This window comes from Carboxylicivirga caseinilyticus (assembly GCF_050589785.1).
Taxonomy (GTDB): domain Bacteria; phylum Bacteroidota; class Bacteroidia; order Bacteroidales; family Marinilabiliaceae; genus Carboxylicivirga; species Carboxylicivirga caseinilyticus.
In genome coordinates, this window is sequence record NZ_JBNGOX010000005.1 from 21,298 (window position 1) to 46,743 (window position 25,446).

Here is a 25,446-nt window from a genome sequence, read left to right on the forward strand (position 1 = left end):
GCAAACAACCCATTTGAATAAATGTTGAGTAATTTTTTAAAACTTCAACAAATACAACAAGCCATTGTTATGGTATCAGAAAAACTGAAGAGCATGAATAATCTGGCAGACATTAGAGATGAATACACAAAAAACTCACTCGAAAGAAAAGACCTTAATGACAGTCCGTTTGAACAGTTTCATAAATGGATGAATGAGGCCATAGAGAGTCAATGCCTTCATCCTAATGCAATGAGTCTGGCCACTGCCGATAATGAAGGCATGCCCGACGTTAGAATAGTATTATTAAAAGATGCCAGTGTTAAGGGTTTTACTTTTTTCACTAACTACCAGAGTCAAAAAGGAAATGAACTGGCTGAAAACAATAAAGCTTGTCTTAATTTCTTCTGGGGTGAATTGGAACGCCAGGTGAGGATTAGTGGAAGTATCGAAAAAATCAATAAGCAACTGTCTGACGAATATTTTCAATCACGTCCAAGAGAAAGTCAGATCGGCGCAATTGTTTCTCCACAAAGTCAGGTTATTGCAGAAAATTTTCTGACAAATAAATACAACGAACTCAAAAATACATACGAAAATCAACCTATTCCACGACCGGAACACTGGGGAGGATACATTTTGAATCCTCATAAAATTGAGTTCTGGCAGGGTAGAACCAGTCGGCTTCACGATCGGTTTGTTTATACCAAACAAGCCGATGCATGGAAAATTGATCGGCTTGCTCCTTAATTTATTTATAATTTTATGGTCTGATGTTCTGTAAACGCTTGTTGAGTCTTCGTAATTTGAAAGTTTCGAAGTATTGTATTATACCTCTTAATACATCAAAGTACAGTGTGAAATAAAAAATTATAATCCCTAGCCAAATCACAAGCGTATTAAAAAATGGAGTCGTAATGCTAATCCCCATCACACGTTTACTGGCCGAATAAAAATGCGCCCTTCCCCAATTTGAAACTGGTTCCTTAAAAATTGGATGTCGTTTTCTGATAATTAACCGATCAGTTATCTCAATTTGCTGCAGTTCACGCTTATTTAAAACCAATTCCTCTAAAGCTTCGTTTTGGTACTTCTTTTTAAAATCAAGAAACTTTTCTTTTGATCCATATTTAGCGATCTGCTCTTCATATTCCCGGTCTTTTTTCTTCTTAGCTTCCTTATACTGGCTATTGTAAATTTTCTTTTCCTGCTCCAGATAGTCGTTTATCTGATCGTGCACTTCCTCTGAATATTTTACTTTACCACTTATGAAAAAAGATAAAGATGGAAAATGTGAAACAGGACTTTCTGACAGTTTTATTATCTCCGAAATCAGAAGCTGAGATTTACCTTCGAGAGCTTCTGTATTTTGTGCATCAAGAAACTGTTTACATTGAGTATTAATATCCTTCAATTCGGGTATAAGAACACTTCCTTTAAAAGATAAATTACTTACTTCCTTTTCGATATTAAAAAATAGTTTTTCGTAATCGTTATTCATGTACTGATTCACAGCCAAGGCCTCATAGGCCCATCTGGAAGTCATCATATCACCAATTCGTGGAACATATTCTTCAGAGGCTATTGTCCGGTGCAACTTATCAAATCCTACAATTACACCACTAAACAATAACTGGGGAACCAAAATTAATGGTATGAGAATGTATATGGTAACTACTGAATTTAATCCACTACTTATATTTAATCCAAGCATATTGGCAAAACATGATGTGCTAAACAGAATAAACCAATAGCTTAAAGTAAGCCCTTCTATTTCAAGTATATTATTCCCAATCAAAACAAAAGTCAACGATTGAATGGCAGAAATTATAAACATGATAACCACCTTGGCGTTTAAGAAACTGGATCTGCTCAAATTCAAAAATGCCTCACGCTGAAGCAGCCTTTTATCCTTAAATATCTCCTCTGCACTAACCGTCAAACCCAGAAAAAGTGATACTACAACCGACATAAACAGATAAGCCGGTAAATTCACATTTTTACTGAAGAGGTAGACATTCAGGTTTCCATCTTCACCACTGATATATTTGGTAAAAAACCCAAGAATCAAAGCTAATATAGGCGCTTCGAGCAGATTAATAAAAATATATTGCCTATTCTTAATCTTCGATAAAACATCGCGTTTAAAATAGATTTTAAACTGTTCAAAACGGCCTGGAATATTATATAAGTTAGGGGGTAATTTTTCTTTTTTATCAGCAACGGGTTTTATTTTCCACTCGAATTTACTTTCGAATTTCTCCAGATAATGATTATACCATTCTTCAGGCGAGACTTTTCTTCTACGAATTAATTTACCATTCGGATTAACCATACGAGCCTCAATAATTCTTAATGGCTGCTCAGTATGAATATTTCCACAGGCATAACATTCACTTTCCTCAGGGTTCACATAGTGAGCCATCTGTTTGAAATAAGTGATGGCATTGGTTGGATTACCATTGTAAATGATACGACCACCCTTATCGATAATTAAAAGCTTATCAAGTAATTTATATAAATCACTGCTTGGCTGATGAATATTAATGATAACCAATCTACCCTTTAAAGTTTGACGCTTTAAGAGCACCATTACTTTCTCCGAATCCATCGAAGACAAACCGGATGTTGGTTCATCAACAAATAAAATAGACGGTTCACGAATTAACTCCAGGGCTATGTTCAGACGTTTACGCTGACCACCACTGAGAATTTTATTTAAAGGCGATCCCACCACCAGATCACGAGCCTCTACTAAATCAAAATCGTGCAAAGCTCTTTCAACCACTTCAATTATTTCATCTTCGGTAAAATGGCTAAAACATAACCTTGCATTATAAAAGAGGTTTTCAAATACTGTCAATTCCTCTTTTAATAAATCATCCTGTGGAACATATCCAATTACCCCCGCAAGTTCTTCAGGTTCGTTGTGCAGATCATAACCATTGATCGTAATCTTTCCGGTAGCCAATTGATGTTTACCATTCAACACATTAAGAAGGGTAGATTTTCCTGTGCCACTTCCTCCCATAACGCCTACCAGCTGACCAGATCGACCTGTAAAACTAAAGGGATGAATACCAACATGATTATTATTGAATTTATAAGAAATATCCAGAGCCCGATATACGATTCTGCCACGATCGGCTCTTGCAATAAACTTTTCGGCAATGGTGCCATAATAAACAGGCGCTATCCTGGAAGTTTTAATAACTGATCCGGGTGATATGACAGTAGCTCTGTTCTGCTCAACCTTATGTCCATTCAAATATAAATTTCGGTTACCGGAATAACGGAAAATAAATTGATTGGTAGCTCTGATATGTAAAACCCAAACAAACACCTGTTGCTTGGGATTATATAAATGCTTTATTCGTTCATCTGGCTTTTCATGCTGCCCACTGATAAGCAGTACATTTTCTTTATGATTGACCCCTAGAGGATGATCCACTACAAATTGTCGCAGATTGAGATAATCATCTGTATCAAGCATTAGATATTCTGCCAATCGATCTGTAAACAGGCTTTCAACCTCCGATACAATTTCATCACGCATAATGAAATTGAGCATATTACTTACCAGCAAAAACTTAGTGGATAACTCAAGTTCCTGATTAAGCTCTTCACAAATGGCCTTAAGCTTGTCCATATTATAGGAAGCCTGCTTATCACGTGCTTCCTGATCATGGCTATATGAATTGGCATGATATTTTTTGATATAGAAATTGTAGCGATCAAGCGCCATTTCTACATAATCGCTGTTTAGGTTTCGCGACAAGAAATTTTTAACTGCGACCACACCATTACCTGTTTCCTGCTCTTCTTTCTGGTCAGTTAACAGTGCAAAAATCTGCATTAGTGCTTCAAGCAATAATTCACTCATTTATCAGGATTTTGAGTTGGATTTGAAGTTAATAATTTTTGCTTTATCGAGGCACAAAAAAAGGGAAACCCACAGGCTTCCCTATATATAACTTTGCCTTAACAGTTACGAAACAAACTTTTCACGAACCACTGCAACGTTTTCAACAATAGCAGTTAATTGATCCTCTGTAATACTACCTGCATCAATACTATTATAAATCTCATGAAGAATCTTCAAATCTTCAATGGTCTCCATAATATCAGTATTATCTTCTTTTTGATTTAGAAGAGTCATCAACTTATTTAATGGTTCTTTTTGATTCATAATGATAGAAACCATCTCTTTGTTGTTAAATGTATCTTCCGAAATATGAGTAGAAATATAAAGTGCTTCCACCCAGCTTCCACTAACTACTAACAAAGAAACAGACTCTCTTTCACTCTTATTTAAATACTCGTAAGTATCGTAAAATGAATCAGTGATTAAGTCAACCAAAGCCTCTTTATTATCAAGATTGCTTTCAATTTTTTGTAAAAGATCATTATCCAAAGCAGCTGCAATATCCAATTCTTCAATCAGACTTTTAGATGCACTCATAAAATCAACTGTTTCCTGCTTTTGGTTATAAGTACTGGCATAACTTAGATCAGCACTGTAGATACCCAGGTTCAATGCCTGACTTTTTTCTGTCAGATACTTTTCTACGTTAGAAACAGGGTTACTTAATGAAAGAATATAGGCTGCTTCAATACGGTTAAGCATTTCTGTCACCTCAAAAGATGTTGGTAACGGATACACAAATTCCCTAACCTCTTTTTCAACATTTTCTTTTTTAATTTCAGGAGCACTACTTGTTGTAGACGACTTACTTCCCATGTTGCATGAAGCAAATATTACAGTTGCAATAATCAATGATACTACCGGAAAAATGCTTTTCATTATTTTAGGTCTTTATAATTTCCACAAATATAATCGAAATTAAAAATAATTTGTTTTGATGTCTCTTATTTTTGTGACAATTATCAATAAAGCATGATTAAATTAAAAATCCACTCATCCATTTCAGGGTTGATTTGTTACTATCCGGAAGTCATTCAATTTAAATGTCTTTCCATAAACATTAAATTACCATAATTTATCTGTTGTATATTATTGTTATTTCAATGAATAATCAAACAAAAGGTGTTTTACTGGCTGCAACAACAGCATTGCTTTGGGGTATGCTGGCCATCGGTTTAAAAGTTTCACTTAATTATTTTGACTCTTATACAGTTGTTTGGTTTCGATTTTTTATAGCCACTGTTAGTTTGATCTCCATTTTCTCAATTAAAAAACCTTCATTCCTTAATGTATTGAAGAAACCTCCAAGGCTGATGTTACTGGCTGGTTTATTTTTAGGATTTAACTACATTGGTTACATGCAGGGAATTAAGCTGGCTGGTCCTGCTGCTACCCAAATTATTATTCAAACCGGTCCGATTGTTTTAGGTTTGGTAGGCTTTATCATCTTTAAAGAGAAAATAAATCTGATACGGGGAATAGGTTTTTTAATTGCCGCTCTTGGATTCAGTGTTTTTTATTTTTACCAAATTAGTGAATTTGGAACCGAAAAGACAGAATTCACCAAAGGAGTGGCATGGATTCTATTTGGAGCCTTATCATGGGTAAGCTATGCCGTTACCAACAAAAAACTGGTGACACAATGGCATCCACAACAAGTTAATCTAATCGTTTTTGCCTTGCCGGTAATATTATTTCTTCCAATGGCTGATTTCTCGGCTTTGACTTCTAATCACGAATGGTGGATATGGCTTTTAATGATTGCTTTAGGCATTAATACTGTTGTAGCTTATGGCACGCTTGCTGCTTCATTCAAATATGCCGAAGCGAACCGTATCAGCATTGTTATTACTCTCAATCCGATTATCACATTTATCTTTTTGGAGATAATGATGACTATGAATGTACAATGGTTCGAAATAAAACCTGTTCCAACCATGGCATTTGCAGGAGCCGCCCTTGTTTTACTTGGTGCCATACTCGCTGTTGGAATTAAAAGACGATAATTATCTGACAGCCTGCCCTCTTCTTGCAATCAAAACAATTCCATATTCCTTTTCGATGAACTGGAAATAATGGTAAAGTCGAAAATTAAAATCGATGCCATAGTCAGTATTGCTTTCGTATGGAATGTTAGTTTCATAAAAATCTCCATACCTGAATGGATTCGCGTGCCTGATATTCCATTCGGTACAATACTGAAGATTCCATTGTTTGTAATATTCATTTGAATAAAACTCTTTGGAATAAGGCTGTGATATCAGGTAGCTTTCGAATCGGGGATCAAGAACAATTAATTCGTATTCGGTACTGTCGGCAGCTAATTCAATTTCAGCCTTTGATTGGTTCTGAATGTCTTTGGTAGTTGAACAGGCCACAATTACGCCAATGACAAGAATAATAAAGAAATACTTTTTCATGACATTTTTGTTTGGTTACAAGCAATTTACAACAAAAAACATTCCAATCAATTATTTACTACTACATAAATCACTCTACCAATTTAATTACTATTGACCAAATATCACTCTTAGTCTTTTAAATTTCAAAATTGATGGGAAAGTACTATTCAAACTTAAAAGACAATAGAATTATGACCTGAACACAAAACAAAAGGCCATTTCAAAACGAAACGGCCTTTATTTATTATTTATTAAATAGCTAATTCAAGAATTAAACTACTCCCATTTAGTATTTTTCATGTCACCCGAAGTTAAAAGTTCGATGTGCATTTTAAATGCTGCGTTTAATGCAGTTGGAGTTTGCGGAGCACCTTCGGTTAATTTCAGGTATCCTCTTAAAATATCTTTATAATCAGGGTGAACACAATTTTCAATAATTGCCTCAGCACGCTGACGTGGAGACTTGCCCCTTAAATCGGCAACCCCTTGTTCTGTAATTATAACTTTAACAGAGTGCTCTGAGTGATCCTGGTGCGATACCATAGGAACAATAGCCGAAATAGCTCCACCTTTAGCAACAGAAGGACAAGTAAAAATTGACAGGAACGAGTTACGCGTAAAGTCACCCGAACCACCAATACCATTCATCATTTTTGTTCCTAATATGTGAGTAGAGTTAATGTTACCAAAAATGTCAGCCTCAATAGCCGTGTTAATGGTAATCAAACCTAACTGACGAACTAACTCAGGATTATTAGAAATTTCTTGCGGACGAAGAACCAATTTATCTTTAAAGAAATCATAATCTTCATAAATACCTTCTAGTACCGGAGGCGAAACAGTTAACGAACAACCCGAAGCAAATGTGATTTGACCCTTACGCATTAATTCAATTACTGACTCCTGAATAACCTCAGTATACATTTTAAACGGAGGAATTTCAGGGTTAGAACCCAACGAACCTAATACTGCATTTGCAATGTTTCCAACACCCGATTGAATTGGTAAAAACTCTTTTGGTATAATGCCTTTTCCGATTTGTCCGGCTAAGAAAGCAGCAACATTATCACCAATCTTTTGAGTTACCTCGTCAACAGGAGAAAAACCGCCTGTTTCATCAGGTGCATCGGTTTCAACAATACCCATAATTTTGGCAGGTGCAATTCTAAGTACTGGATCACCAATGCGCATTTCAGGTGTGTGAACCGGAATCGACTTTCTGTAAGGAGGATCTAACGGTTCATAAATATCATGAAGCCCCTTAATCTTTGCAGGGTGCTTTTTATTTAATTCAATAATAACTCTCTTAGCCAAACGAACAGCAGTGGGAGAAATACCAACACCCGAAGTTAGTACCACCTCACCATTTGGAGAAACATCAGCAGCTTCAATAACAGCCACATCAATATCACCAAAAAAGCCGTAACGCATCTCCTGAGCTAAAGCCGATAAGTGCATATCAAAGTACTCTACACCACCACTATTAATAGAGTTTCGAAGGTCTTTATTCGACTGATACGGAGTACGGAATTTTACCGCGTTAGCACGAGCTAATGAACCGTCAAGCGAGTCGCCTGTTGATGCACCCGAGATGACACCAATTTTAAATTCCCTACCTGCAGCATGTTCAGCTTCTGCTTTTGCTGCAATTGCTTTAGGTACAACCTTAGGAGACCCTGCCGGAGTAAAACCGCTGAAGGCCACATTTGCATCATGATGGATATATGATGCAGCTTCTTCTGGAGTTAATATTCTAAATGACATATTTTTTAAAAAATTTTCGCAAATATAACTGATGCCTGAAACATTCCATATTAAAATGGATACTTTATGGGTAAAAGTGTTGTATAGCAGGTAAATTTGTGGCAGTCTGTTTAAAGTTTTAGCAAAATACTAAACATTACTTTCGCAAATACCTTTAATGTTAAGTTCCGATTTGGGGCTTCAATTACGAATTGGTATTTTTGAAAACTATGAATAATATGACAGGCGAAGAGTTTGAGATGGAATGGGATAAACTGATATTGCGGCTAAGCAAGCACTTTAAAGTAACTGCCGAGTACGAGTTTATTCTTTTTATGATGGGTATTCAGGAAATGGGTATTGGTTTTAAAGAGTTTAGTAAAACCGAAAAGATGGATTTGATTAATGTGGCCCGATGTCGCATACTGGCTCGTCAGGGTTACATTAAAGAAACAGGTCTCGACCCCGACGGATGGCCTATTTTTAATGCTGACCCAAAACTAAAATCAATGATGCCATCCTATCAGAACCAACTGATTAAGAAAGGAATCATTGAATATTTTAAAAACGTAGAATTCAATAATTAAGAGTTATATATACAATCAATTCTTTTGATTCTTATCAATTAATAACAAAGTTTCAATTGAATTTAATTGTTTAATCAGACAAAAATAATTGACATATGAATAAAGTAGTAGCCTTACTAGCTGTTGCATTGCTTTTTGCTTCATGCTCTCCCCGATTAAAGCCTAACCAGGTTCTGTTTAAAACCAACAAAGGCGATATTTTAATTGAATTATATGATGAAACACCTAAACATCGGGATAATTTTAAAAAGCTTGCAAGCGAAGGATTCTATGATCAGTTATTATTTCATCGTGTCATTAAGGAATTTATGATACAGGGAGGAGATCCTGAATCCAAAGGTGCTGAAGCCGGAAAGCAGTTGGGGAACGGTGGTCCGGGTTATACTATTGATGCGGAGATCGATTTTCCGAAATTATTTCATAAAAAAGGAGCATTGGCCGCAGCTCGTATGGGTGATAACGTCAATCCAGAGAAGAAATCTTCAGGTTCGCAATTTTATATTGTACAAGGTAAAACATTTACTGATGAAGAATTTGTAAAGGTTGAAAACCGCTTGAAATCAATGCAGCGTCAGGGAATATTCTATCAGACATTAGAAGGATATAAGGATACTCTTATGAGTTTGCGTCAGGCAGGCGATCAGCAAGCCGTTATGGATATGCAAATGAAAATTAATGAACTGGTAGAAGAAAAAGTGGCAGCTGCTCCTGATGTTACAATCCCGGAAAACATTAAAGAGGTTTACCGAACTATTGGTGGTGTACCTCATTTAGATGGAAACTACACTGTTTTTGGTGAAGTAATTGAAGGTTTGGATATTGTTGATTCCATTGCTGCCGTTGAATGCGATAATAATGATCGTCCAATTGAGGATGTTGTTATTGAAAAAGTATTCACCGGGAAATAAAAAACAATAAAAAAAATGAATATCTCAGTTGGAAGAAAATACCTTGCATTATTATTAGTATACCTAATTGGTAGTTTTAGTTCGATGGCACAAGAGCCAGTATTCTATGTAACGATATCCACCAATATGGGTAATATGAAAATAAAGCTCTACAACGAAACACCAAATCACCGCGATAACTTTTTAAAGCTTGCCGGTGAACAACATTTCGATGGCACTTTGTTTTATCGGGTTGTTAAAGGGTTTGTTATTCAAGGTGGTTCTTCCGACTCCAGAAATGCAGCTCCGGGGCGAGCTATTGGTTATGGAAAAGCAATTAATATCGACTCGGAATTTAACCATGAGTGCTTTCATAAGAAAGGAGCCATCTGCGCTCCTCGCCAGCCCGAAGATGTGAATCATTTTAAGATGTCAGACATTTCTCAGTTTTACATTGTTCAGGGCCGAAAATACACCAGTGAAGAATTAGATTTAATTGAAAAAGCGACCAATAATCCGATTAAGAAAGAACTCAAAACACAATTTTATCTTCCTCATAAAGAAGAACTGGCTCGTTTAAAAGAAGAAAATCCGAAAGAATTTAATCGATTATTACGCGATATTAAAGATAAGATTGCCTTTCATTACGGCATCTCTGATAAAAAAGAATTTACTGAGGAACAACGTAGAGCTTATACCAGCATAGGAGGAACTCCTGAGTTGGATGGCGACTATACTGTTTTTGGTGAGATTGTAGAAGGTTTGGATGTACTCAATAAAATTGCAGCAATGGAAGTTGACAAAGCCAATCGTCCTTATACTGACGTTAAAATTAAAGTAACTGTAGATAAACTTTAATACTATGATCCGTATCCTGCTGATTACGATACTTTCAATGATATTTATCGGTTGTCAATCAGGTTCCGATAAATCAAAGAAAGACCAGAAAGCCCCGTTTAAAGGGTCATTTACCGATAATGCCCAGGGAATTGTCAGCCTACGTACTTTTGACCATTACACCCGCCGGCTTGATGATGGATATGGATTTTATGTTGGTCCTAACCTCGTTGTAACAAACCTTAGTTGGTTAAAAGGTGCATACAAAGTGCAAAGTTCACCACTCGATCTGGAAGACTTTTCATCGGTGCAGGGGTATCTTGCATATGATCTGAATCTTGACCTTGTGTTATTAAAGGCAACCCGTCGCAACCTTAATTACATCAAAATCAAGGAGTCAGAACAAAGTCCTGATTCAATCTACAGTTTGTTCCGTAAAAACAGTAAACTTTATGCAAACAATGGTACAATACTCAGTAAAGAAGTAAGTGACACCATTTCATTCGGACTATCTGATATCAATGCCCGCATTGGAGAGCCTGTATTTGCTGATAATCACCGGCCTGTTGGCATTGTACAATCGATAGATGAAAATACACAGATACTATTTTCCAAATGGATCGAAAAACTATTGAAAGATCATAGTAAAACAGCTCAATCGATCTATAACTTAAGAGATAAAACCAACAAGGTCTATATTTCGCACACCAAAGTTAAAGGGTTCAGAATCATCACCAACAAAGGAAATATCGAAATTGCCTTATCAGATCAAACACCTAAGTACCGTGATAATTTCATCAAGCTTGTCAGCGATCACTTTTACGATAGCTTACTGGTACATCGTGTTATCAAAGACTTTTTAATACAGACAGGGGCATCTGATACCAAATACGCAAAGAAAGATGATGTAGTTGGGTGGAAAGGACCCGGTTACACGCTTCCGATGAATGTGGTACCCGGATTATTTCATAAAAGAGGTATGATTGCAGCATCCAAACTACCGGCTGACCGAAATAAACACAATAGAAGTGATGGGTCGCAATTTTACATTGTTGCCGGTCGCATTTTCACCAACCAGGAGCTGGACGATCTGGAAAAAGAAAAAAATATTAAATACACTGCCGAACAACGACAGGTGTATACAACTATTGGCGGTGCGCCTTATTTGGATGGTGAATATACCGTTTTCGGATGGGTAACCAAAGGTATGGATGTAGTTGACAAATTAGCTGCGTCAAAAACGTATGCCATCGACAGGCCTGTTGACGAAATAAGAATCCAGACCATTGAAATATTGAAAAAATAAGTTTAACGGTATAAAAATAGTAGCAAAGACTGCCCTAAACCAATGCTTTTATTAATTTTGCAAGTCGCTATAATAAAGTAAATAAAGAAACAATGTTAGATAGGATCAATCAATTAGTTGAGGAAATTAAAAGTCTGGCTGCCAGTTCTGCAGAAGAGGCTGAAAAACTGAGGATAAAGTATTTGAGTAAGAAAGGTTTGGTTTCCCAATTATTTGATGAGTTTAAAACTATACCCAACGATCAGAAACGTGAAGTAGGTAAGGTGCTTAACATCTTAAAAACACAGACTCTCGACAAAATCAACGAATTGAAAGATTCATTTGCCGCATCAACCAATAGTTCAGTTGGTGTAGATTTAACGCTACCTGGCACATCAGCTGAACTAGGTAGTCGTCATCCACTTTCAATTGTGAAAAACGAGATTGTTGAGATTTTCGCAAGATTGGGATTCAATGTTGCTGAAGGTCCGGAAATAGAAGATGATTACCATGTGTTTACTGCACTTAATTTCCCACCAGAACATCCGGCAAGGGATATGCAGGATACTTTTTTCATTGCAACCAATCCTGATGTCTTACTTCGTACACATACCTCATCGGTTCAGGTACGTGTAATGGAAAAAACACAGCCTCCAATTCGAGCTATTTTCCCTGGTAGAGTATTTCGTAACGAAGCCATTTCGGCTCGTGCACACTGTATCTTCCACCAGGTAGAAGGTTTATATATTGACGAAAACGTTTCGTTTGCCGATTTGAAGCAAACCTTATTGTATTTTGCCAAAGAAATGTTCGGACCTGAAACAAAGATCAGACTTCGTCCGTCGTATTTCCCTTTTACTGAACCTTCAGCTGAGATGGACATCTCATGTTCGTTATGTGGTGGCAAAGGATGTAACGTTTGTAAATATACCGGATGGGTTGAAATTCTGGGTTGTGGAATGGTTGATCCTGAGGTATTGGAAGCAAGTAACATCGACAGTAAGAAATATACCGGATTTGCTTTTGGCATGGGAATCGAGCGTATTACAATGCTAAAATACCAGATCAAGGATATCAGACTGTTTTTTGAGAATGATAAAAGATTTCTTGATCAGTTCAAATCTGCTCAGATATAAAAAAGAAATAACCAACACAAAAAATCCCGCTATTGAGCGGGATTTTTTTATGACATTTATCATCTTACAGATGTTTAAAAACATATTTTGCTTATTCCACAATCCGTATTTCGGTTGTAAGCGGAATGGCTTTTTTGTATAAAGCAGATACTCCACAATATTTTTCTTCCGACAATCCAACTGCCTTTTGTAATTTATCTAATGGTAAATCTTTACCCTTAAACTGATAAATCACATGCATTTTCTCGTAGTATTTTGGATGTTCTTCAGTCATATCTCCTTCTACAATCACTTGTAGATCTTCAAATTCCACACGCATCTTCTTTAAAATACTAACCACATCCATACCAGTGCAACCAGCCAAAGCAGTTAACATAAGAGGCTTTGGTCGTGGCCCCTTATCTTCACCTCCATTTTCAGGAGCGGCATCCAAAACCAATTTATGACCAAACAATTCTGTTTCCCAGGACATGTTACCTGTCCATTTTAAATTTACCGTACTTTTCATATATCAATGCTTTTAGATATTTCCATGTATTACAAATATAATCTCTTTTTATATCTTTGTGCAGTTTTATGACATTTATCACTTTTTATAATCTTTAAGTTGTTCTTGTTATGAAAAGCATACAAAATGTGCCTTTTAACGAAGATATTGACCTTCTTTCATATGATATCTTTCACGGATTGAATGAAGAAGAGCTTGAGATGTTATCTCAATCAATGAGTTGCTCTCACCATAAACGCGGTAATATTCTTTATCACGAAGGAAGCCGGATCAATGGTACTTACATTGTGATTAAGGGAATATTGAAGATTTATAAAACCGGTTTTGATGGGAAAGAGCAAATTATTCGTTTTGCAAAAAACGGTGATTTAATAGGATTTCGCTCAATCATCAGTGATGAGTTGGCTTGTACAACTGCCAAAGTGGTAAATGAAGCTCTTTTATGTTACCTGCCGGGAGAATTACTAACCAATTTAATTAAGGTTAATTCTGAATTTGCAATGTCGTTAATGAAACTGACATGCCGCGAGTTGGGAGAATCCAATAAATTCCTTACTGATATTGCTCAGAAAACAGTAAGAGAACGATTGGCCGAAGTATTATTGCTTTTGATGGATACTTTTGATCTGGATGAAGACCATACCCTTCAAATCTCATTGACTCGTGAAGAATTGGCTAATATGGTTGGTACAGCTACCGAATCTGTCATTCGTTTACTTTCGGAGTTTAAAACCGATAAATTAATTGAACTAAACGGACGTAAAATCAAGCTTTTGAATATTCCTAAGTTGATTAAGATTGGTAATGTATACATTTAAAAATTGTTTACGATAAAAAAAATGCTGATCCAATGGGTCAGCATTTTTTTATTTTATTTCCAGATCTCAATTTTCAATGGTGGAATAGGTAAGTCCTTTCCTCCTCTAGAAATTCCAGTTTTTAATATCTCACCTTTTATATCTGAATCAGTTTTTGCTTTCAGAGCAGCTAAGATGGATGAACCAGTAGGAGTACACAATTCAACATCAATTGGCCCCATTACTCCAGGAAGTTCATTAGTGTCAAAAATGATCTTTGTTGCAGGAGCCGGCACTGGCATATGTCCATGCGAAAAGGTTATGTGTCCACCCCCCCAGCTTACAGCATTTGTTAACACAGCTTCGGTTGGAGAGTTCAACAGCTGCAAACCATAGGCAGCACCTGTAATATCAATTAAAATATCCTGAGCTTCATGCAAATAAGCATCTTCATGAGGATGATCGTGATCGTGATGATGTGAATGACTGTGATGATGATCATGTTCATGATGATGGTGAGTATGAGAATGAATATGATCTGTCAGGAAAGTATTTTCTTTATGTGCCTTGATTTCAGCTTTCACCAAAATGTCCAATGCCTTAAAACCAAAATCACGATAAAGACCCTCAATTTTCAAATCTTCGAATATATGCTCAAGCAAATGATACGCCTTATGTCCTGATAAATGACCATGATGGTGTTCCACCTGCATCGTCAAACGTTTTGCTCCATCGTCTGTTGTATTCACTTCAATGGTGGCATCTCCAATCTTATGAGCTGCCAAGAGCATTGCGTCAATCATTAATTTCTCGTCTGCTCCTGCCGAAATCAAAGCTGCAGCAAACATATCTCCAGCAACACCACCAGTAGGATCAATTACTAATTGCATAAAATATTTTTTTACTATTTATAAAACTACTACTTCTTCCTCTTCTGCGTCGAGTCCACGATTGATAAAATCATTTAATGGTTTAACCGTCTTTATGGCCTTCGCTAAAATATCTTTGCCATTCTTACCAGTCATCTCTTCATCTGATAAAGAATGAGACACGATATAGGATTTGTATTTTAAAAGATCAATGTCTTCAAAATCCTTTGGAAACCCCTTGGGAGCCATCTTCAGCTTGTCCTGATACAGCTCTGGATACATTGCTTTAAACTCTTTTGAATATATGATATCCTTAAATTCATCATTAAAATTATAAACTTCTTTACGAACCTTTTTTAATTCTTCGGCAGGTGGGCAATAGATACCTCCGGCAACAAAAGACTCTCCCGGTTCGGCATGAAAATAATAACCACCTCTCGGGCTTTTGCGTCCACCTCTAACGATATAGGCTCCCATATTTGTTTTATACGGAGTCTTATTCTTCGAAAATCGGGTATCACGATATATTCTGAAAACACAATCTTTTGGCTCAATTGGGCCAATACTATCATCAATTGAATGTATTAAAGCAATCAATTCGCTTACAGATTTTTCAAATGATGCTTTCGCTTTCTGATAAAATGGCTTATTCTCCTGAAACCAGTCTCTGGTATTGTTGCTTTTGAGCTGTGTCAAAAAATCGTATACAATTGGTTCAATCATATTAAAGGCTTTAAACGTATGAAAAGTAATCAAATCCTAAATATCAACAAAACAAAGATTGTTGTGGTTTACACTTGTTTCATTCTTTTTAGCAGTGTACATTTGACTTTAAGGAATGGAATCTAAAATAATATTGCATGCTTAAATACGCTATTATTGTTGCCGGAGGTAGTGGAAAAAGAATGGGCAGTTATATTCCCAAACAGTTTTTAGAGATTGAAGGACTTCCTGTTTTAATGCATACACTGCGTACTTTCAATCTTTTCGATCCTCAAATAAAACTGGTATTAGTATTACCGGCAACACAGGTCGATTACTGGAGAGATCTCTGTAATAAATACAGTTTCGATATTAAACACCACATTACGACAGGAGGAGAGACACGTTTTGAAAGTGTAAAGAAAGGGCTTAGTATCATTGACACTCCGTCATTAATAGGTATTCACGATGGCGTTCGGCCATTTGTTTCTCCCGACACCTTAAAGCGTTGTTATCATCATGCAGAAGTACTGGGTAATGCTGTTCCGGTATTGGATGCATTTGAGTCTGTTCGTCAGGTTGATGAAGAAAAAAGCCGGGCTCTGGATAGAAGTACCATTAAATTGGTTCAAACTCCACAGGTATTTAAGTCTGATCTTTTATTGGCTGCCTATAATCAGGAATACAGCCCCTTATTTACCGATGATGCCTCTGTAGTTGAAGCAAATGGTGACACTATTCACCTTGTAGCCGGCAATCGTGAAAACATCAAAATCACCACACCTACTGACATGGTACTTGGCGAAGCTTTTCTGAAGGCTGGTTTCAAAGACAACTCAGATGATAGTGAAGATATCAATGAATAACCCTCATGATATAAGTACTTATAATAGATAGATTAAAGTTGTAAAACAAAAATCCTATAGAATTATATTTATCCCATCTCAATGGCATAAAAATTGCATAAAATAAGTCGTAATTCTAAGTTTTGCTTTTAAGCAAGTCTCAATTATTTACTTATTACAACTCCCAAGAAATGGTTCGACTTCCCCTGGTCGAACCATTTATTTTGTAACTATTCGGTTTAATTATTTACCCAATGATGTCTTAAACTCTTCAATAATAGGCAAGGCTTTTTCTTCATCAACTTTTTGAATGTATAAATCAACAGAAGTTGATGTTCCACCTACAAAACCGGCTGCATTACCCGATTCATAATCATTTCGTATCAATGATGTTATACCATTATCTTCCAGAATATTCTTAAGGTGAGTTACAGTAAGTTCTGTATTACTAAATACATGAACCATATCGCTTGTATCATTCATAACGTATCTTTTTTAGTTGCACTTGTTTACTAAAGATAAACTAAATTGCTGAATTAGTTATACAAAAAAGAGCCATTCGAATGAACAGCTCTTACTTTTTATTGTGTTGTAACTTTACTTACTTTTTTCTATCAATTCGATAAAATCATCGAATAAAAACTCAGTATCAGTTGGTCCGCTTGATGCTTCCGGATGGAACTGAGTTGAGAAGAATGGTTTGCTTTTATGACGTATTCCCTCATTGGTTTTATCATTCACATTAACAAACAACGGTTCCCAATCGCTTGACAAACTATCATTATCAATAGCAAAACCATGGTTCTGGCTTGTTATATAACAAGTATCGGTTCCTACTTTAATAACCGGGTGGTTATGTGCTCTATGGCCATACTTTAACTTATAAGTATTGGCACCTGAAGCTATACCCAACAACTGATTTCCTAAACAGATGCCAAAAATAGGTTTTCCTATTTCCATGGCTTTTTGAATATGCTTCACTGTATCAGGACACATCTGAGGATCTCCGGGGCCATTAGAAAGCATTACACCATCATAATCCTCCTGAGTAAAGTCGTAATCCCAAGGCACTACTGTAACAGTTGTATCGCGCTTTAACAGGCAACGAAGAATATTATATTTTGCACCAGTATCGACCAAAACAACTTTGTTTTTACCATTACCAAATACTTTCTTCTCATTAACACTAACCTTAGCAACCAGATTCTCTTTATTAGGATCATTGAAATCAATGCTTTCTCCATCAATCTCAATCTTACCTAACATTGAACCCTTTTCGCGAAGAATCTTTGTAAGTGCGCGTGTATCAACATCAAAAATACCAGGAACTTCATTCTGAATTAACCACTCACGAAGACTGTTTTCAGCATTCCAGTGGCTGTATTCAAAAGAGTAGTCAGAAATAATTAATCCGGAGATATGAATTCGATCCGACTCATAAAACTTTGGTATACCATTTTCCTTCTCATCTTTTGGAACTCCATAGTTACCAATCAAAGGATAGGTTGCTACCAGTATTTGCCCTTCATAAGAGGGATCAGTTAAACTTTCAGGATACCCGGTCATTGCGGTGTTAAATACCACCTCACCGGCAACCGATTTATGATATCCAAATGATTTTCCCTCGAAGACTGTTCCGTCTTCCAACACTAATTTAATCTTTTGTAATTCTGGCATACCCATTGACAAATAAGTCGTTTGCTTTCAATAATACAGAAAAAATGCATTTACCTCTCTTTGATAAATGCATGCATATTGTTTCGTTTTTTATGCGGTACAAATGTAATAATTATTTGTTGGTTTGGCCAATATAAAATTCTCAAATGTATAAATATTACAATATTTTCGATTTGGTGCATATATATACAAAAGAAGGGCTGCTCAATCTCCCCCTTGAAACAGCCCTTCATACCCAATCAACAAAATTCTTTATCTATGGTCCATCTCGAGATATGGAATATATTCTAATACATTTTTATACGCTGGTCGAATAATTCTTTTGCTTGAACCACATACTTCTTCCAGGCGGTGAGCACACCATCCGGCAATACGAGAAACAGCAAATATCGGAGTGTAAATTTCTTTTGGAATATTCAGACAATCGTATACAAATCCACTGTAGAAGTCAACGTTTGCGCAAATCACCTTGGCATTTTCACCTTTAAATTGATAAAAAACTTCCGGTGCCAGTTTTTCAACTGATGCATATAAATTAAACTCATCCAATCGACCTTTTTCTTTCGCTAAGGCCTCTGCTTTCTCTTTCAATAAAACAGCACGAGGATCAGAATAAGTATAAATAGCATGACCAATACCATAAATCTTACCTGTATTGTCGAATGCTTTTTTATTCAGAATTTTTAAAAGATATTCAGCCACTTCCTGCTCATCAGCCCAATTGGAAACATTAGCCTTAATGTTTTCCATCATATCCATCACTTTCAGGTTAGCTCCACCATGAAGCCCCCCTTTAAGCGATCCTAGTGCAGCTGCAATAGCAGAATAGGTATCCGTTTGAGCCGAACTAACCACACGTGTTGTGAACGAAGAGTTATTACCCCCGCCATGTTCAGCATGTATTACCAGCGAAAGATCTAATAAATCTGCTTCCAGCTTGGTATAATTCTCACCTTTCAGCATGTACAGGAAATTCTCTGCTGCACTTAACTCAGGCTGTGGATGACGAATCACCAACGATTTTCGCTGATAAGAGTGACGCATTCCAAAATAAGAATAGGCAACAATTACAGGAAACTTAGCAATTAAGCTAATAGACTGCTTAATCAGGTTAGTAGGTGACAAATCTTCAGCTTCTTCGTCGGCAGTATATAAACCCAAAACAGAACGTGCCAACATATTCATGATATCACGTCCACGAAGCGAAAGAATCATATTTTTAGAGAAGAACGGAGGTAGATCACGTTCTGCCACTAGTAAATCATCAAAAGATTTTAAATCATCGGCCGTAGGCAAATGACCAGAAAGAAGCAAATAGGCGGTTTCTTCAAACCCATGACGACCTGCACTCTGAAAGCCTTTAACAAGATCTTTCAATTCAACACCTCTATAATACAATCTTCCTTCCCTCGGAGTAATTTTATTATCGACCCTGTCGTAGCCTACAACATCACCTATTGTAGTTAAGCCAACGAGTACTCCAGAAAAATCGGCATTACGCAATCCCCTTTTTACATTAAACTTATCAAAAAGTTCTTTATCAATATTGCTCGATTTTACAGCACCTTCAGCTAATTTATCATATAATGACATAGACAATGTTTTATTTTCAACGTACCAGTTTCTCAACAGCATCAGCTACTTCATTGAAACTGAATTCACTTATTACTAATTCTTTCTTACTCTTTATTTCACTGGTACAAAGGTTACCTATGGAACCTTCGTGCGTATGTTTTACTTTATAATCTGTCTCAAACTTTCCTGATTGAATATGCTCTCCAACCTGTTTGTAAGCATCTCTGAAAGGAATACCTTTTAATACCAACTTATTAACTTCTTCAACGCTAAAGGCCAGCTGGTATTTTTCTTCCTTCATCACATCCTGTTTCACTTCAATGTTTTGAATTGCAAATGTTGCAATTTCCAAACAGTTAATTAACTCGTCAAATGCAGGAAGAAACTGTTCTTTTATCAATTGTAAATCCCTGAAATAACCAGTTGGTAAGTTGGCAGTTATCATTCCAATACTTTCGGGCAATGCCTGCAATCGGTTGCATCTGGCTCTTAACAACTCGAATACATCCGGATTTTTCTTATGTGGCATAATGCTCGATCCTGTAGTTAATTCATCAGGAAGTTTAAGGAATCCAAAATTCTGACTGGTATACATACAACCATCGATTGCAAGTTTGCCAACTGTTGTTGCAATAGACGATAATGCATAGGCCACCGTTCTCTCCGTTTTTCCTCTTCCCATTTGAGCATACACTACATTGTAGTTCAGATCATCAAACCCTAACAAACGAGTTGTTAACTTACGGTTTAATGGAAACGATGATCCATATCCTGCAGCTGCTCCTAAAGGATTTTGATTGGCTGTTTTCCAGGCTGCCACCAACATGTGCAAATCATCCACCAAACTTTCGGCAAAGGCACCAAACCATAGACCGAATGATGATGGCATCGCCACCTGTAAATGTGTATATCCTGGAATTAAGACATCCTTATGCTCTTCACTTTTTGCCTGAAGCACTTCAAACAATTTGTTAATAGCAATAACTACATCGTGTATCCGATGGCGGATGTAAAGCTTCAAATCCAGCAGAACCTGATCGTTTCTCGATCTCCCACTGTGAACCTTTTTACCAACATCCCCGAGTTTACGTGTCAATAATAGTTCTACTTGCGAGTGAACATCCTCGATTCCTACTTCGATTTCAAATTGTCCTTCTTCAGCCTGAACATACAAATCCTTTAAAACTGGAATTAATTCATCCAGATCTGATTTACTTAATAGTCCAACACTCTCAAGCATAGTAATGTGTGCAATTGTTCCCATAATATCAAATGGAGCAAGTAACACATCCAGTTCACGATCGCGTCCCACCGTGAAGTCTTCTATCTTTTTATTTACCGAAATTCCTTTATCCCATAACTTCATAAGTCACATAAATTAAATGGTAGATAAAAAGTAAAGAGATCATAAATAAATCGTTTCTGTTTGTTATGAAACAAACCATATTTATTTCGATTCGTCAAATATATTTACTTTTTTCTACTAATTAAAGACAACCTTCTAATATTTATGACTTTTGTCATAATTTGTAATGCTTTTAAACTATTAAGCCATTTAATAGCTTAACATAGAGTTCAACTCCTTCCCGAATCTCACTTAAATAGATGTATTCATCAGGTGTATGAGAACGGGCAGAATCTCCCGGGCCCATTTTAAGAGTTGTAAAAGGCATAACTGCCTGATCGGATGTTGTTGGCGAACCATAATACGTTCGGCCTAATTCAATTCCTTTCTGAACCAATGGATGATCCAAAGAAATGAATGAACTATTTAACCGATAAGATCTTGCAACAACATCACAGTTCACCTCCTTTTCAATTATTGAATGCAGTTCCTTATTACTATAACATTCATTCAATCGAATATCAACCACAAACTTACAGCTGTCTGGTACCACATTATGCTGTGTTCCGCATTGAATCTGGGTCACTGTCATTTTAACTTCTCCAAGATGAGGCGATATCTTTTCAAATTGATGAGTTCTGAACCATTCAATATCGGGCAATGCTTTATACAAAGCATTATCTCCTTCATTACGTGCTGCATGACCTGTTTTACCATGCGCTTCACAATCCAATACCATCAATCCTTTTTCTGCAACTGCCATTTGCATTTGTGTTGGTTCTCCAACCACAGCCAAATCAATGTTACCTAATTCACTCAAAATAGAAGCAACTCCATTCTGTCCCGACACCTCTTCTTCTGCTGTGGCGGCGAAAACCAGGTTATAAGACTGATCTGTATTCTTAAGTGTGAGAAAAGTTGACAATAAAGCGACCAATGGACCTCCCGCATCATTAGTACCTAAACCTGTTAATTTATCATCCTCCAATGTTGCTGAAAAAGGATCATAAGTCCATTTTACAGATGGCCTAACAGTATCCAAATGAGAATTAAGCAGAATGGTTGGTTTATCAGGCTCAGGCTTTTGAGCCCAACACCAAACATTGTTACCTTGCCTGTTAACTTCACAATCCTTTGATTTCAGATACGAAGCCATCAGATCAGCAACCTTTTCCTCCTGCCTGCTTAATGATTCAATTTCAATCAGCTTTTTTAGAAGTTCTATCGCCTCTTCTGTATTTTGTTGCAGTTGGGTCATTTGATTATTAAAGTTTTAAAACGGTTCCGTGAGAGAAGCCATTTTTTAATCCGTCGGTATTGGAAATTACAATTTCTGCAACACCTCTTTTAAGAGCTGCAAAGCCATTATCGAGCTTTGGTATCATTCCATCGGAAATAATTCCTTCTTCTTTATACTGCTGATATAATTCTGTATCAAGCTTCTCAATAACAGAATCCTCATCCGAAGGATCTTTCAGTACTCCTTTCTTTTCAAAGCAGAAAGCCAGTTGAACTTTAAAATCCATTGCCAAGGATTTTGCCAGCTCTGATGCCATTGTATCAGCATTTGTATTTAACAGCTGACCTTTGCCATTGTGAGTAATTGGTGCAACAACAGGTATTACATCTGCGTTGATTAAGTCCAGTAACTGCTCAACATTCACTCCAACAACATCACCTACATAACCATAGTCAATATCTTTGACCTCACGTTTTTTAGCGCGTACAACATCCAGATCTGCACCACAAAGACCGATGGCCGATTTATTCATTGATTGTAATTGGGCTACAATATTTTTATTAACCAATCCAGCATATACCATCACCACAACCTTCAGCGTTTCAGCATCAGTAATACGTCTTCCATCCACCATTTGAGTTTTGATACCCAAGGCTTCTGAAATGGCTGTAGCAGATCTTCCTCCTCCATGCACCAGAATTTTCTTTCCTGCTATCTTCGAAAAATCATTAATAAAAGAAGTAAGTGTATCGGGATTCTCGACCACTTTACCTCCTACCTTTACTATGGTTAAGCGTTCTTGCATTTGTTTTTACTTTAAACTTTCAAGCATTCGTTTTATAACTACCTGAGCCGAAACCACCCTATTGGCCGCTTCTTCAACTACAATACTATTCTCACTATCAATAACAGCATCGGTTACAATCATATTACGACGAACAGGCAAACAGTGCATGAACTTGGCATTATTGGTTAAAGCCATCTTTTCTTCATCAACCGTCCAACTCATATCTTTCGACAGAATCTTTCCATATTCATTATAAGAAGCCCAGTTTTTAGCATATATAAAATCAGCACCTTCAAAAGCTTTTTTCTGATCGTACTCAATGGTTACTCCATTGCTGAATTCAGGTGCCAACTCATAACCTTCGGGATGCGTCACAACCAATTCCACATCTGCTTCTTTCATCCACTCTACAAATGAGTTAGGTACTGCCTGTGGCAATGCACGGGGATGTGGTGCCCATGTAAGAACCACCTTTGGCTTAGCCTTTGTTTTATGTTCTTCTATTGTAAATAAATCAGCAAAAGCCTGTAAAGGATGACGCGTTGCACTTTCCATGCTTATAACCGGAACACCAGAAAATTCAATAAACTGATTCAGGATACGCTCCTCATAATCGGCATTTTTGTCTTCAAATGAAGCAAACGATCGAACAGCAATGATATCACAATAACGTCCGATTACAGGAACAGCTTCACGCAAATGTTCCGGCTTATCTCCGTCCATCACCACACCGAATTCCGTTTCCAGTTTCCAGCCATCATTATTTACGTCTAACACTATCACGTTCATACCAAGATTCATAGCTGCCTTCTGCGTACTTAAACGGGTGCGCAGGCTTGAATTGAAAAAAATCATCACAATGGTTTTATTCTTACCTAAAGTATCCCATGCATAAGGATTTTTTTTCACTTCAGCCGCTTCTTTCAAAGCCTGGCTTAAATCTCCAATATCATCAACAGTTAAATAACGTCTCATCCCTGTGTGTTTTATTTAATTTGTAAGTTTTGAGTAGTATTCAGTTGTTATCAAAAAACAAACTCTTTCTACATTAAACTTTATCATTTATAGTTTAATTAATCTCTTATGTGTCCTTCTCCTCTAACAATCCATTTATAGCTGGTTAGCTCTTTCAAAGCCATCGGACCGCGAGCATGTAGTTTTTGGGTACTAATTCCAATCTCGGCACCTAAGCCAAATTGAGCACCATCAGTAAATGCCGTACTGGCATTGACATAAACAACAGCTGCATCCACCTCATTCAGGTAACGCTGAATTCTGTCGTCATCCTGTGAAATTATTGCCTCGCTGTGTTTGGAACTGTATTGATAGACATGATCCAAAGCTTCATCAAAGGTTCCTACCGTTTTAATTGACATTTTGTACGAGAGGAATTCAGTGCCAAAATCCTTTTCTGTAGCTTTTTTTAATAAAGCAGCTGGATATAATCCATCCAGTTTTTTATGGGATGCATCGTCTGCAAAAATCTCTACTTGCTCTTTTGCCATCGGATGTACCAATACAGGCAAATCATTTAACCTGCTTTTATGAAGAATCAAACAATCCAAGGCATTACAAACACTCACCCTTCGTGTTTTTGCATTAAAAATGACCTGTTGCCCCACATTTAGGTCCGCTGACTCATCGAAATAAGTATGTACTATGCCTGCACCTGTTTCAATCACAGGAATCTTAGCATTCTCACGAACATAATTAATTAATCCCTGTGAGCCACGAGGTATCAGTACATCAACAAAACCATCTGCTTTCAACAACTCTTCGGTTGCCTTTCTATCGGCCGGCAATAGCTGTAATATATCCGGATTAACGCCATGATCGCGCAACACGTTATGAATAACCTTAACCAGCTCGAGGTTACTATATTCGGCATCACTACCTCCTTTAAGCACACAGGCATTACCCGATCTCAAACAAAGTGCAAAAACATCAACAGTAACATTAGGCCTTGATTCATAGATAATTCCAACAACACCCAATGCAACACGTTTCTTCTCTAATTTCAAACCATTGGGCAATACTTTTTCTTCCAGCACTTCACCTACCGGAACAGGCAATTCAGCCACACTTTCCAGATCAGAGGCAATACTCTCGAGTCTTTCAGATGTAAGTTTCAAACGATCATATCTGGGATCAGCAGGATCCATCCTGTCTAAATCAGCTTTATTAGCTTCCAAAATTCTGGTCTCATCAACCAATAATGCTTTACTCAAAGACCTTAAAATAGCCTCTGACTGCTTCTCTCCTAATGTTGCCAGGCTACGGGCGGCGTTTTTTACTTTTTGAAAATAACTTTCGTACATAG

24 protein-coding genes are annotated in these 25,446 nt (G+C 36.9%); 9 read left to right on the plus strand and 15 right to left on the minus strand.

Annotated features, from left to right (window positions below; all coding sequences use genetic code 11):
• Positions 1 to 21 precede the first annotated feature (21 nt).
• Positions 22 to 729: a pyridoxamine 5'-phosphate oxidase gene (gene pdxH / locus ACRD62_RS03705; protein WP_430818774.1), complete on the plus strand. Its 708-nt coding sequence runs from the start codon at positions 22 to 24 to the stop codon at positions 727 to 729.
• Between the two features lie 13 nt (positions 730 to 742).
• Here the strand turns inward: pdxH and ACRD62_RS03710 are convergent, their stop codons facing one another.
• Together ACRD62_RS03710 and ACRD62_RS03715 are read right to left on the minus strand one after the other, a co-directional pair.
• Positions 743 to 3,862, minus strand: a complete 3,120-nt coding sequence (locus ACRD62_RS03710) for an ATP-binding cassette domain-containing protein (RefSeq protein WP_430818775.1) — start codon at positions 3,860 to 3,862, stop codon at positions 743 to 745.
• A gap of 105 nt (positions 3,863 to 3,967) precedes the next feature.
• Positions 3,968 to 4,783: a hypothetical protein gene (locus ACRD62_RS03715; protein ID WP_430818776.1), complete on the minus strand. Its 816-nt coding sequence runs from the start codon at positions 4,781 to 4,783 to the stop codon at positions 3,968 to 3,970.
• A gap of 224 nt (positions 4,784 to 5,007) precedes the next feature.
• On the opposite strand from ACRD62_RS03715, the gene ACRD62_RS03720 reads away from it, so the two are divergent.
• Positions 5,008 to 5,910 (plus strand): DMT family transporter, encoded by a 903-nt coding sequence (locus ACRD62_RS03720; protein WP_430818777.1) that lies wholly within the window; start codon positions 5,008 to 5,010, stop codon positions 5,908 to 5,910.
• Here ACRD62_RS03720 and ACRD62_RS03725 read toward each other — a convergent pair whose 3' ends face one another.
• Positions 5,911 to 6,324: a DUF6146 family protein gene (locus ACRD62_RS03725; protein ID WP_430818778.1), complete on the minus strand. Its 414-nt coding sequence runs from the start codon at positions 6,322 to 6,324 to the stop codon at positions 5,911 to 5,913.
• Positions 6,325 to 6,582: 258 nt separating this feature from the next.
• Complete coding sequence (locus ACRD62_RS03730; protein ID WP_430818779.1) at positions 6,583 to 8,070, minus strand: butyryl-CoA:acetate CoA transferase; 1,488 nt, start codon at positions 8,068 to 8,070, stop codon at positions 6,583 to 6,585.
• A gap of 209 nt (positions 8,071 to 8,279) precedes the next feature.
• Between ACRD62_RS03730 and ACRD62_RS03735 the strand changes: the two genes are divergently transcribed.
• The 5 genes from ACRD62_RS03735 (at position 8,280) to pheS (ending at position 12,781) form a co-directional block, all read left to right on the plus strand.
• A complete protein-coding gene (locus ACRD62_RS03735) occupies positions 8,280 to 8,636 on the plus strand; it encodes a hypothetical protein (RefSeq protein ID WP_430818780.1) in 357 nt (118 codons plus the stop codon).
• A gap of 95 nt (positions 8,637 to 8,731) precedes the next feature.
• Positions 8,732 to 9,544, plus strand: a complete 813-nt coding sequence (locus ACRD62_RS03740) for a peptidylprolyl isomerase (protein WP_430818781.1) — start codon at positions 8,732 to 8,734, stop codon at positions 9,542 to 9,544.
• A gap of 15 nt (positions 9,545 to 9,559) precedes the next feature.
• Positions 9,560 to 10,381, plus strand: a complete 822-nt coding sequence (locus ACRD62_RS03745; RefSeq protein WP_430818783.1) for a peptidylprolyl isomerase — start codon at positions 9,560 to 9,562, stop codon at positions 10,379 to 10,381.
• Positions 10,382 to 10,385: 4 nt separating this feature from the next.
• On the plus strand, positions 10,386 to 11,666 hold the full coding sequence (locus ACRD62_RS03750; RefSeq protein ID WP_430818784.1) for a peptidylprolyl isomerase: 1,281 nt from the start codon (positions 10,386 to 10,388) through the stop codon (positions 11,664 to 11,666).
• A 92-nt stretch (positions 11,667 to 11,758) separates the two neighbouring features.
• Positions 11,759 to 12,781, plus strand: coding sequence for a phenylalanine--tRNA ligase subunit alpha (pheS, locus tag ACRD62_RS03755; protein WP_321407446.1), 1,023 nt, complete (start codon positions 11,759 to 11,761; stop codon positions 12,779 to 12,781).
• A gap of 91 nt (positions 12,782 to 12,872) precedes the next feature.
• Here pheS and ACRD62_RS03760 read toward each other — a convergent pair whose 3' ends face one another.
• Entirely contained in the window at positions 12,873 to 13,289 is a 417-nt protein-coding gene (locus tag ACRD62_RS03760) for an OsmC family protein (RefSeq protein ID WP_430818785.1), read from the minus strand.
• A 110-nt stretch (positions 13,290 to 13,399) separates the two neighbouring features.
• Here ACRD62_RS03760 and ACRD62_RS03765 point away from each other — a divergent pair, with 110 nt between their 5' ends.
• Positions 13,400 to 14,107 carry a Crp/Fnr family transcriptional regulator gene (locus ACRD62_RS03765; protein WP_430818786.1) on the plus strand — a complete coding sequence of 236 codons (708 nt, stop codon included), beginning with the start codon at positions 13,400 to 13,402 and terminating at the stop codon, positions 14,105 to 14,107.
• A gap of 53 nt (positions 14,108 to 14,160) precedes the next feature.
• On the opposite strand, the gene larC is transcribed toward ACRD62_RS03765, so the two are convergent.
• Entirely contained in the window at positions 14,161 to 14,976 is an 816-nt protein-coding gene (gene larC, locus ACRD62_RS03770; RefSeq protein WP_430818787.1) for a nickel insertion protein, read from the minus strand.
• Positions 14,977 to 14,994: 18 nt separating this feature from the next.
• Positions 14,995 to 15,678 (minus strand): DUF2461 domain-containing protein, encoded by a 684-nt coding sequence (locus ACRD62_RS03775; protein ID WP_430818788.1) that lies wholly within the window; start codon positions 15,676 to 15,678, stop codon positions 14,995 to 14,997.
• A gap of 137 nt (positions 15,679 to 15,815) precedes the next feature.
• Here ACRD62_RS03775 and ACRD62_RS03780 point away from each other — a divergent pair, with 137 nt between their 5' ends.
• Complete coding sequence (locus ACRD62_RS03780; RefSeq protein WP_430818789.1) at positions 15,816 to 16,523, plus strand: 2-C-methyl-D-erythritol 4-phosphate cytidylyltransferase; 708 nt, start codon at positions 15,816 to 15,818, stop codon at positions 16,521 to 16,523.
• 222 nt (positions 16,524 to 16,745) lie between these two features.
• Here ACRD62_RS03780 and ACRD62_RS03785 read toward each other — a convergent pair whose 3' ends face one another.
• From ACRD62_RS03785 to ACRD62_RS03820, 8 genes are all read right to left on the minus strand, one after another.
• Positions 16,746 to 16,985, minus strand: coding sequence for a putative signal transducing protein (locus tag ACRD62_RS03785; RefSeq protein WP_321407436.1), 240 nt, complete (start codon positions 16,983 to 16,985; stop codon positions 16,746 to 16,748).
• Positions 16,986 to 17,099: 114 nt separating this feature from the next.
• Positions 17,100 to 18,179, minus strand: a complete 1,080-nt coding sequence (carA, locus tag ACRD62_RS03790) for a glutamine-hydrolyzing carbamoyl-phosphate synthase small subunit (RefSeq protein WP_430818790.1) — start codon at positions 18,177 to 18,179, stop codon at positions 17,100 to 17,102.
• A gap of 252 nt (positions 18,180 to 18,431) precedes the next feature.
• Entirely contained in the window at positions 18,432 to 19,772 is a 1,341-nt protein-coding gene (locus ACRD62_RS03795) for a citrate/2-methylcitrate synthase (protein ID WP_430818791.1), read from the minus strand.
• A 16-nt stretch (positions 19,773 to 19,788) separates the two neighbouring features.
• Positions 19,789 to 21,120: an argininosuccinate lyase gene (argH, locus tag ACRD62_RS03800; RefSeq protein ID WP_430818792.1), complete on the minus strand. Its 1,332-nt coding sequence runs from the start codon at positions 21,118 to 21,120 to the stop codon at positions 19,789 to 19,791.
• 172 nt (positions 21,121 to 21,292) lie between these two features.
• Positions 21,293 to 22,357, minus strand: coding sequence for a M20 family metallo-hydrolase (locus tag ACRD62_RS03805; RefSeq protein ID WP_430818793.1), 1,065 nt, complete (start codon positions 22,355 to 22,357; stop codon positions 21,293 to 21,295).
• Positions 22,358 to 22,364: 7 nt separating this feature from the next.
• Positions 22,365 to 23,144, minus strand: coding sequence for an acetylglutamate kinase (argB, locus tag ACRD62_RS03810; protein ID WP_430818794.1), 780 nt, complete (start codon positions 23,142 to 23,144; stop codon positions 22,365 to 22,367).
• Between the two features lie 6 nt (positions 23,145 to 23,150).
• A complete protein-coding gene (locus ACRD62_RS03815) occupies positions 23,151 to 24,101 on the minus strand; it encodes an N-acetylornithine carbamoyltransferase (RefSeq protein ID WP_430818795.1) in 951 nt (316 codons plus the stop codon).
• A gap of 98 nt (positions 24,102 to 24,199) precedes the next feature.
• On the minus strand, positions 24,200 to 25,444 hold the full coding sequence (locus tag ACRD62_RS03820; protein ID WP_430818796.1) for a glutamate-5-semialdehyde dehydrogenase: 1,245 nt from the start codon (positions 25,442 to 25,444) through the stop codon (positions 24,200 to 24,202).
• Between the last annotated feature and the right edge of the window lie 2 nt (positions 25,445 to 25,446).

Bases quoted from the DNA above. Each gene is read 5' to 3' on its own strand.
- larC (WP_430818787.1), bottom strand. From the start codon at position 14,976: ATGCAATTAGTAATTGATCCTACTGGTGGTGTTGCTGGAGATATGTTT.
- ACRD62_RS03730 (WP_430818779.1), bottom strand. From the start codon at position 8,070: ATGTCATTTAGAATATTAACTCCAGAAGAAGCTGCATCATATATCCAT.
- ACRD62_RS03775 (WP_430818788.1), bottom strand. From the start codon at position 15,678: ATGATTGAACCAATTGTATACGATTTTTTGACACAGCTCAAAAGCAAC.
- ACRD62_RS03710 (WP_430818775.1), bottom strand. From the start codon at position 3,862: ATGAGTGAATTATTGCTTGAAGCACTAATGCAGATTTTTGCACTGTTA.
- carA (WP_430818790.1), bottom strand. From the start codon at position 18,179: ATGCCAGAATTACAAAAGATTAAATTAGTGTTGGAAGACGGAACAGTC.
- ACRD62_RS03765 (WP_430818786.1), top strand. From the start codon at position 13,400: ATGAAAAGCATACAAAATGTGCCTTTTAACGAAGATATTGACCTTCTT.
- ACRD62_RS03795 (WP_430818791.1), bottom strand. From the start codon at position 19,772: ATGTCATTATATGATAAATTAGCTGAAGGTGCTGTAAAATCGAGCAAT.
- argH (WP_430818792.1), bottom strand. From the start codon at position 21,120: ATGAAGTTATGGGATAAAGGAATTTCGGTAAATAAAAAGATAGAAGAC.
- ACRD62_RS03820 (WP_430818796.1), bottom strand. From the start codon at position 25,444: ATGTACGAAAGTTATTTTCAAAAAGTAAAAAACGCCGCCCGTAGCCTG.
- ACRD62_RS03745 (WP_430818783.1), top strand. From the start codon at position 9,560: ATGAATATCTCAGTTGGAAGAAAATACCTTGCATTATTATTAGTATAC.
- ACRD62_RS03715 (WP_430818776.1), bottom strand. From the start codon at position 4,783: ATGAAAAGCATTTTTCCGGTAGTATCATTGATTATTGCAACTGTAATA.
- ACRD62_RS03725 (WP_430818778.1), bottom strand. From the start codon at position 6,324: ATGAAAAAGTATTTCTTTATTATTCTTGTCATTGGCGTAATTGTGGCC.
- ACRD62_RS03815 (WP_430818795.1), bottom strand. From the start codon at position 24,101: ATGAGACGTTATTTAACTGTTGATGATATTGGAGATTTAAGCCAGGCT.
- ACRD62_RS03760 (WP_430818785.1), bottom strand. From the start codon at position 13,289: ATGAAAAGTACGGTAAATTTAAAATGGACAGGTAACATGTCCTGGGAA.
- pdxH (WP_430818774.1), top strand. From the start codon at position 22: ATGTTGAGTAATTTTTTAAAACTTCAACAAATACAACAAGCCATTGTT.
- pheS (WP_321407446.1), top strand. From the start codon at position 11,759: ATGTTAGATAGGATCAATCAATTAGTTGAGGAAATTAAAAGTCTGGCT.
- ACRD62_RS03780 (WP_430818789.1), top strand. From the start codon at position 15,816: ATGCTTAAATACGCTATTATTGTTGCCGGAGGTAGTGGAAAAAGAATG.
- ACRD62_RS03720 (WP_430818777.1), top strand. From the start codon at position 5,008: ATGAATAATCAAACAAAAGGTGTTTTACTGGCTGCAACAACAGCATTG.
- ACRD62_RS03735 (WP_430818780.1), top strand. From the start codon at position 8,280: ATGAATAATATGACAGGCGAAGAGTTTGAGATGGAATGGGATAAACTG.
- ACRD62_RS03805 (WP_430818793.1), bottom strand. From the start codon at position 22,357: ATGACCCAACTGCAACAAAATACAGAAGAGGCGATAGAACTTCTAAAA.
- ACRD62_RS03740 (WP_430818781.1), top strand. From the start codon at position 8,732: ATGAATAAAGTAGTAGCCTTACTAGCTGTTGCATTGCTTTTTGCTTCA.
- argB (WP_430818794.1), bottom strand. From the start codon at position 23,144: ATGCAAGAACGCTTAACCATAGTAAAGGTAGGAGGTAAAGTGGTCGAG.
- ACRD62_RS03785 (WP_321407436.1), bottom strand. From the start codon at position 16,985: ATGAATGATACAAGCGATATGGTTCATGTATTTAGTAATACAGAACTT.
- ACRD62_RS03750 (WP_430818784.1), top strand. From the start codon at position 10,386: ATGATCCGTATCCTGCTGATTACGATACTTTCAATGATATTTATCGGT.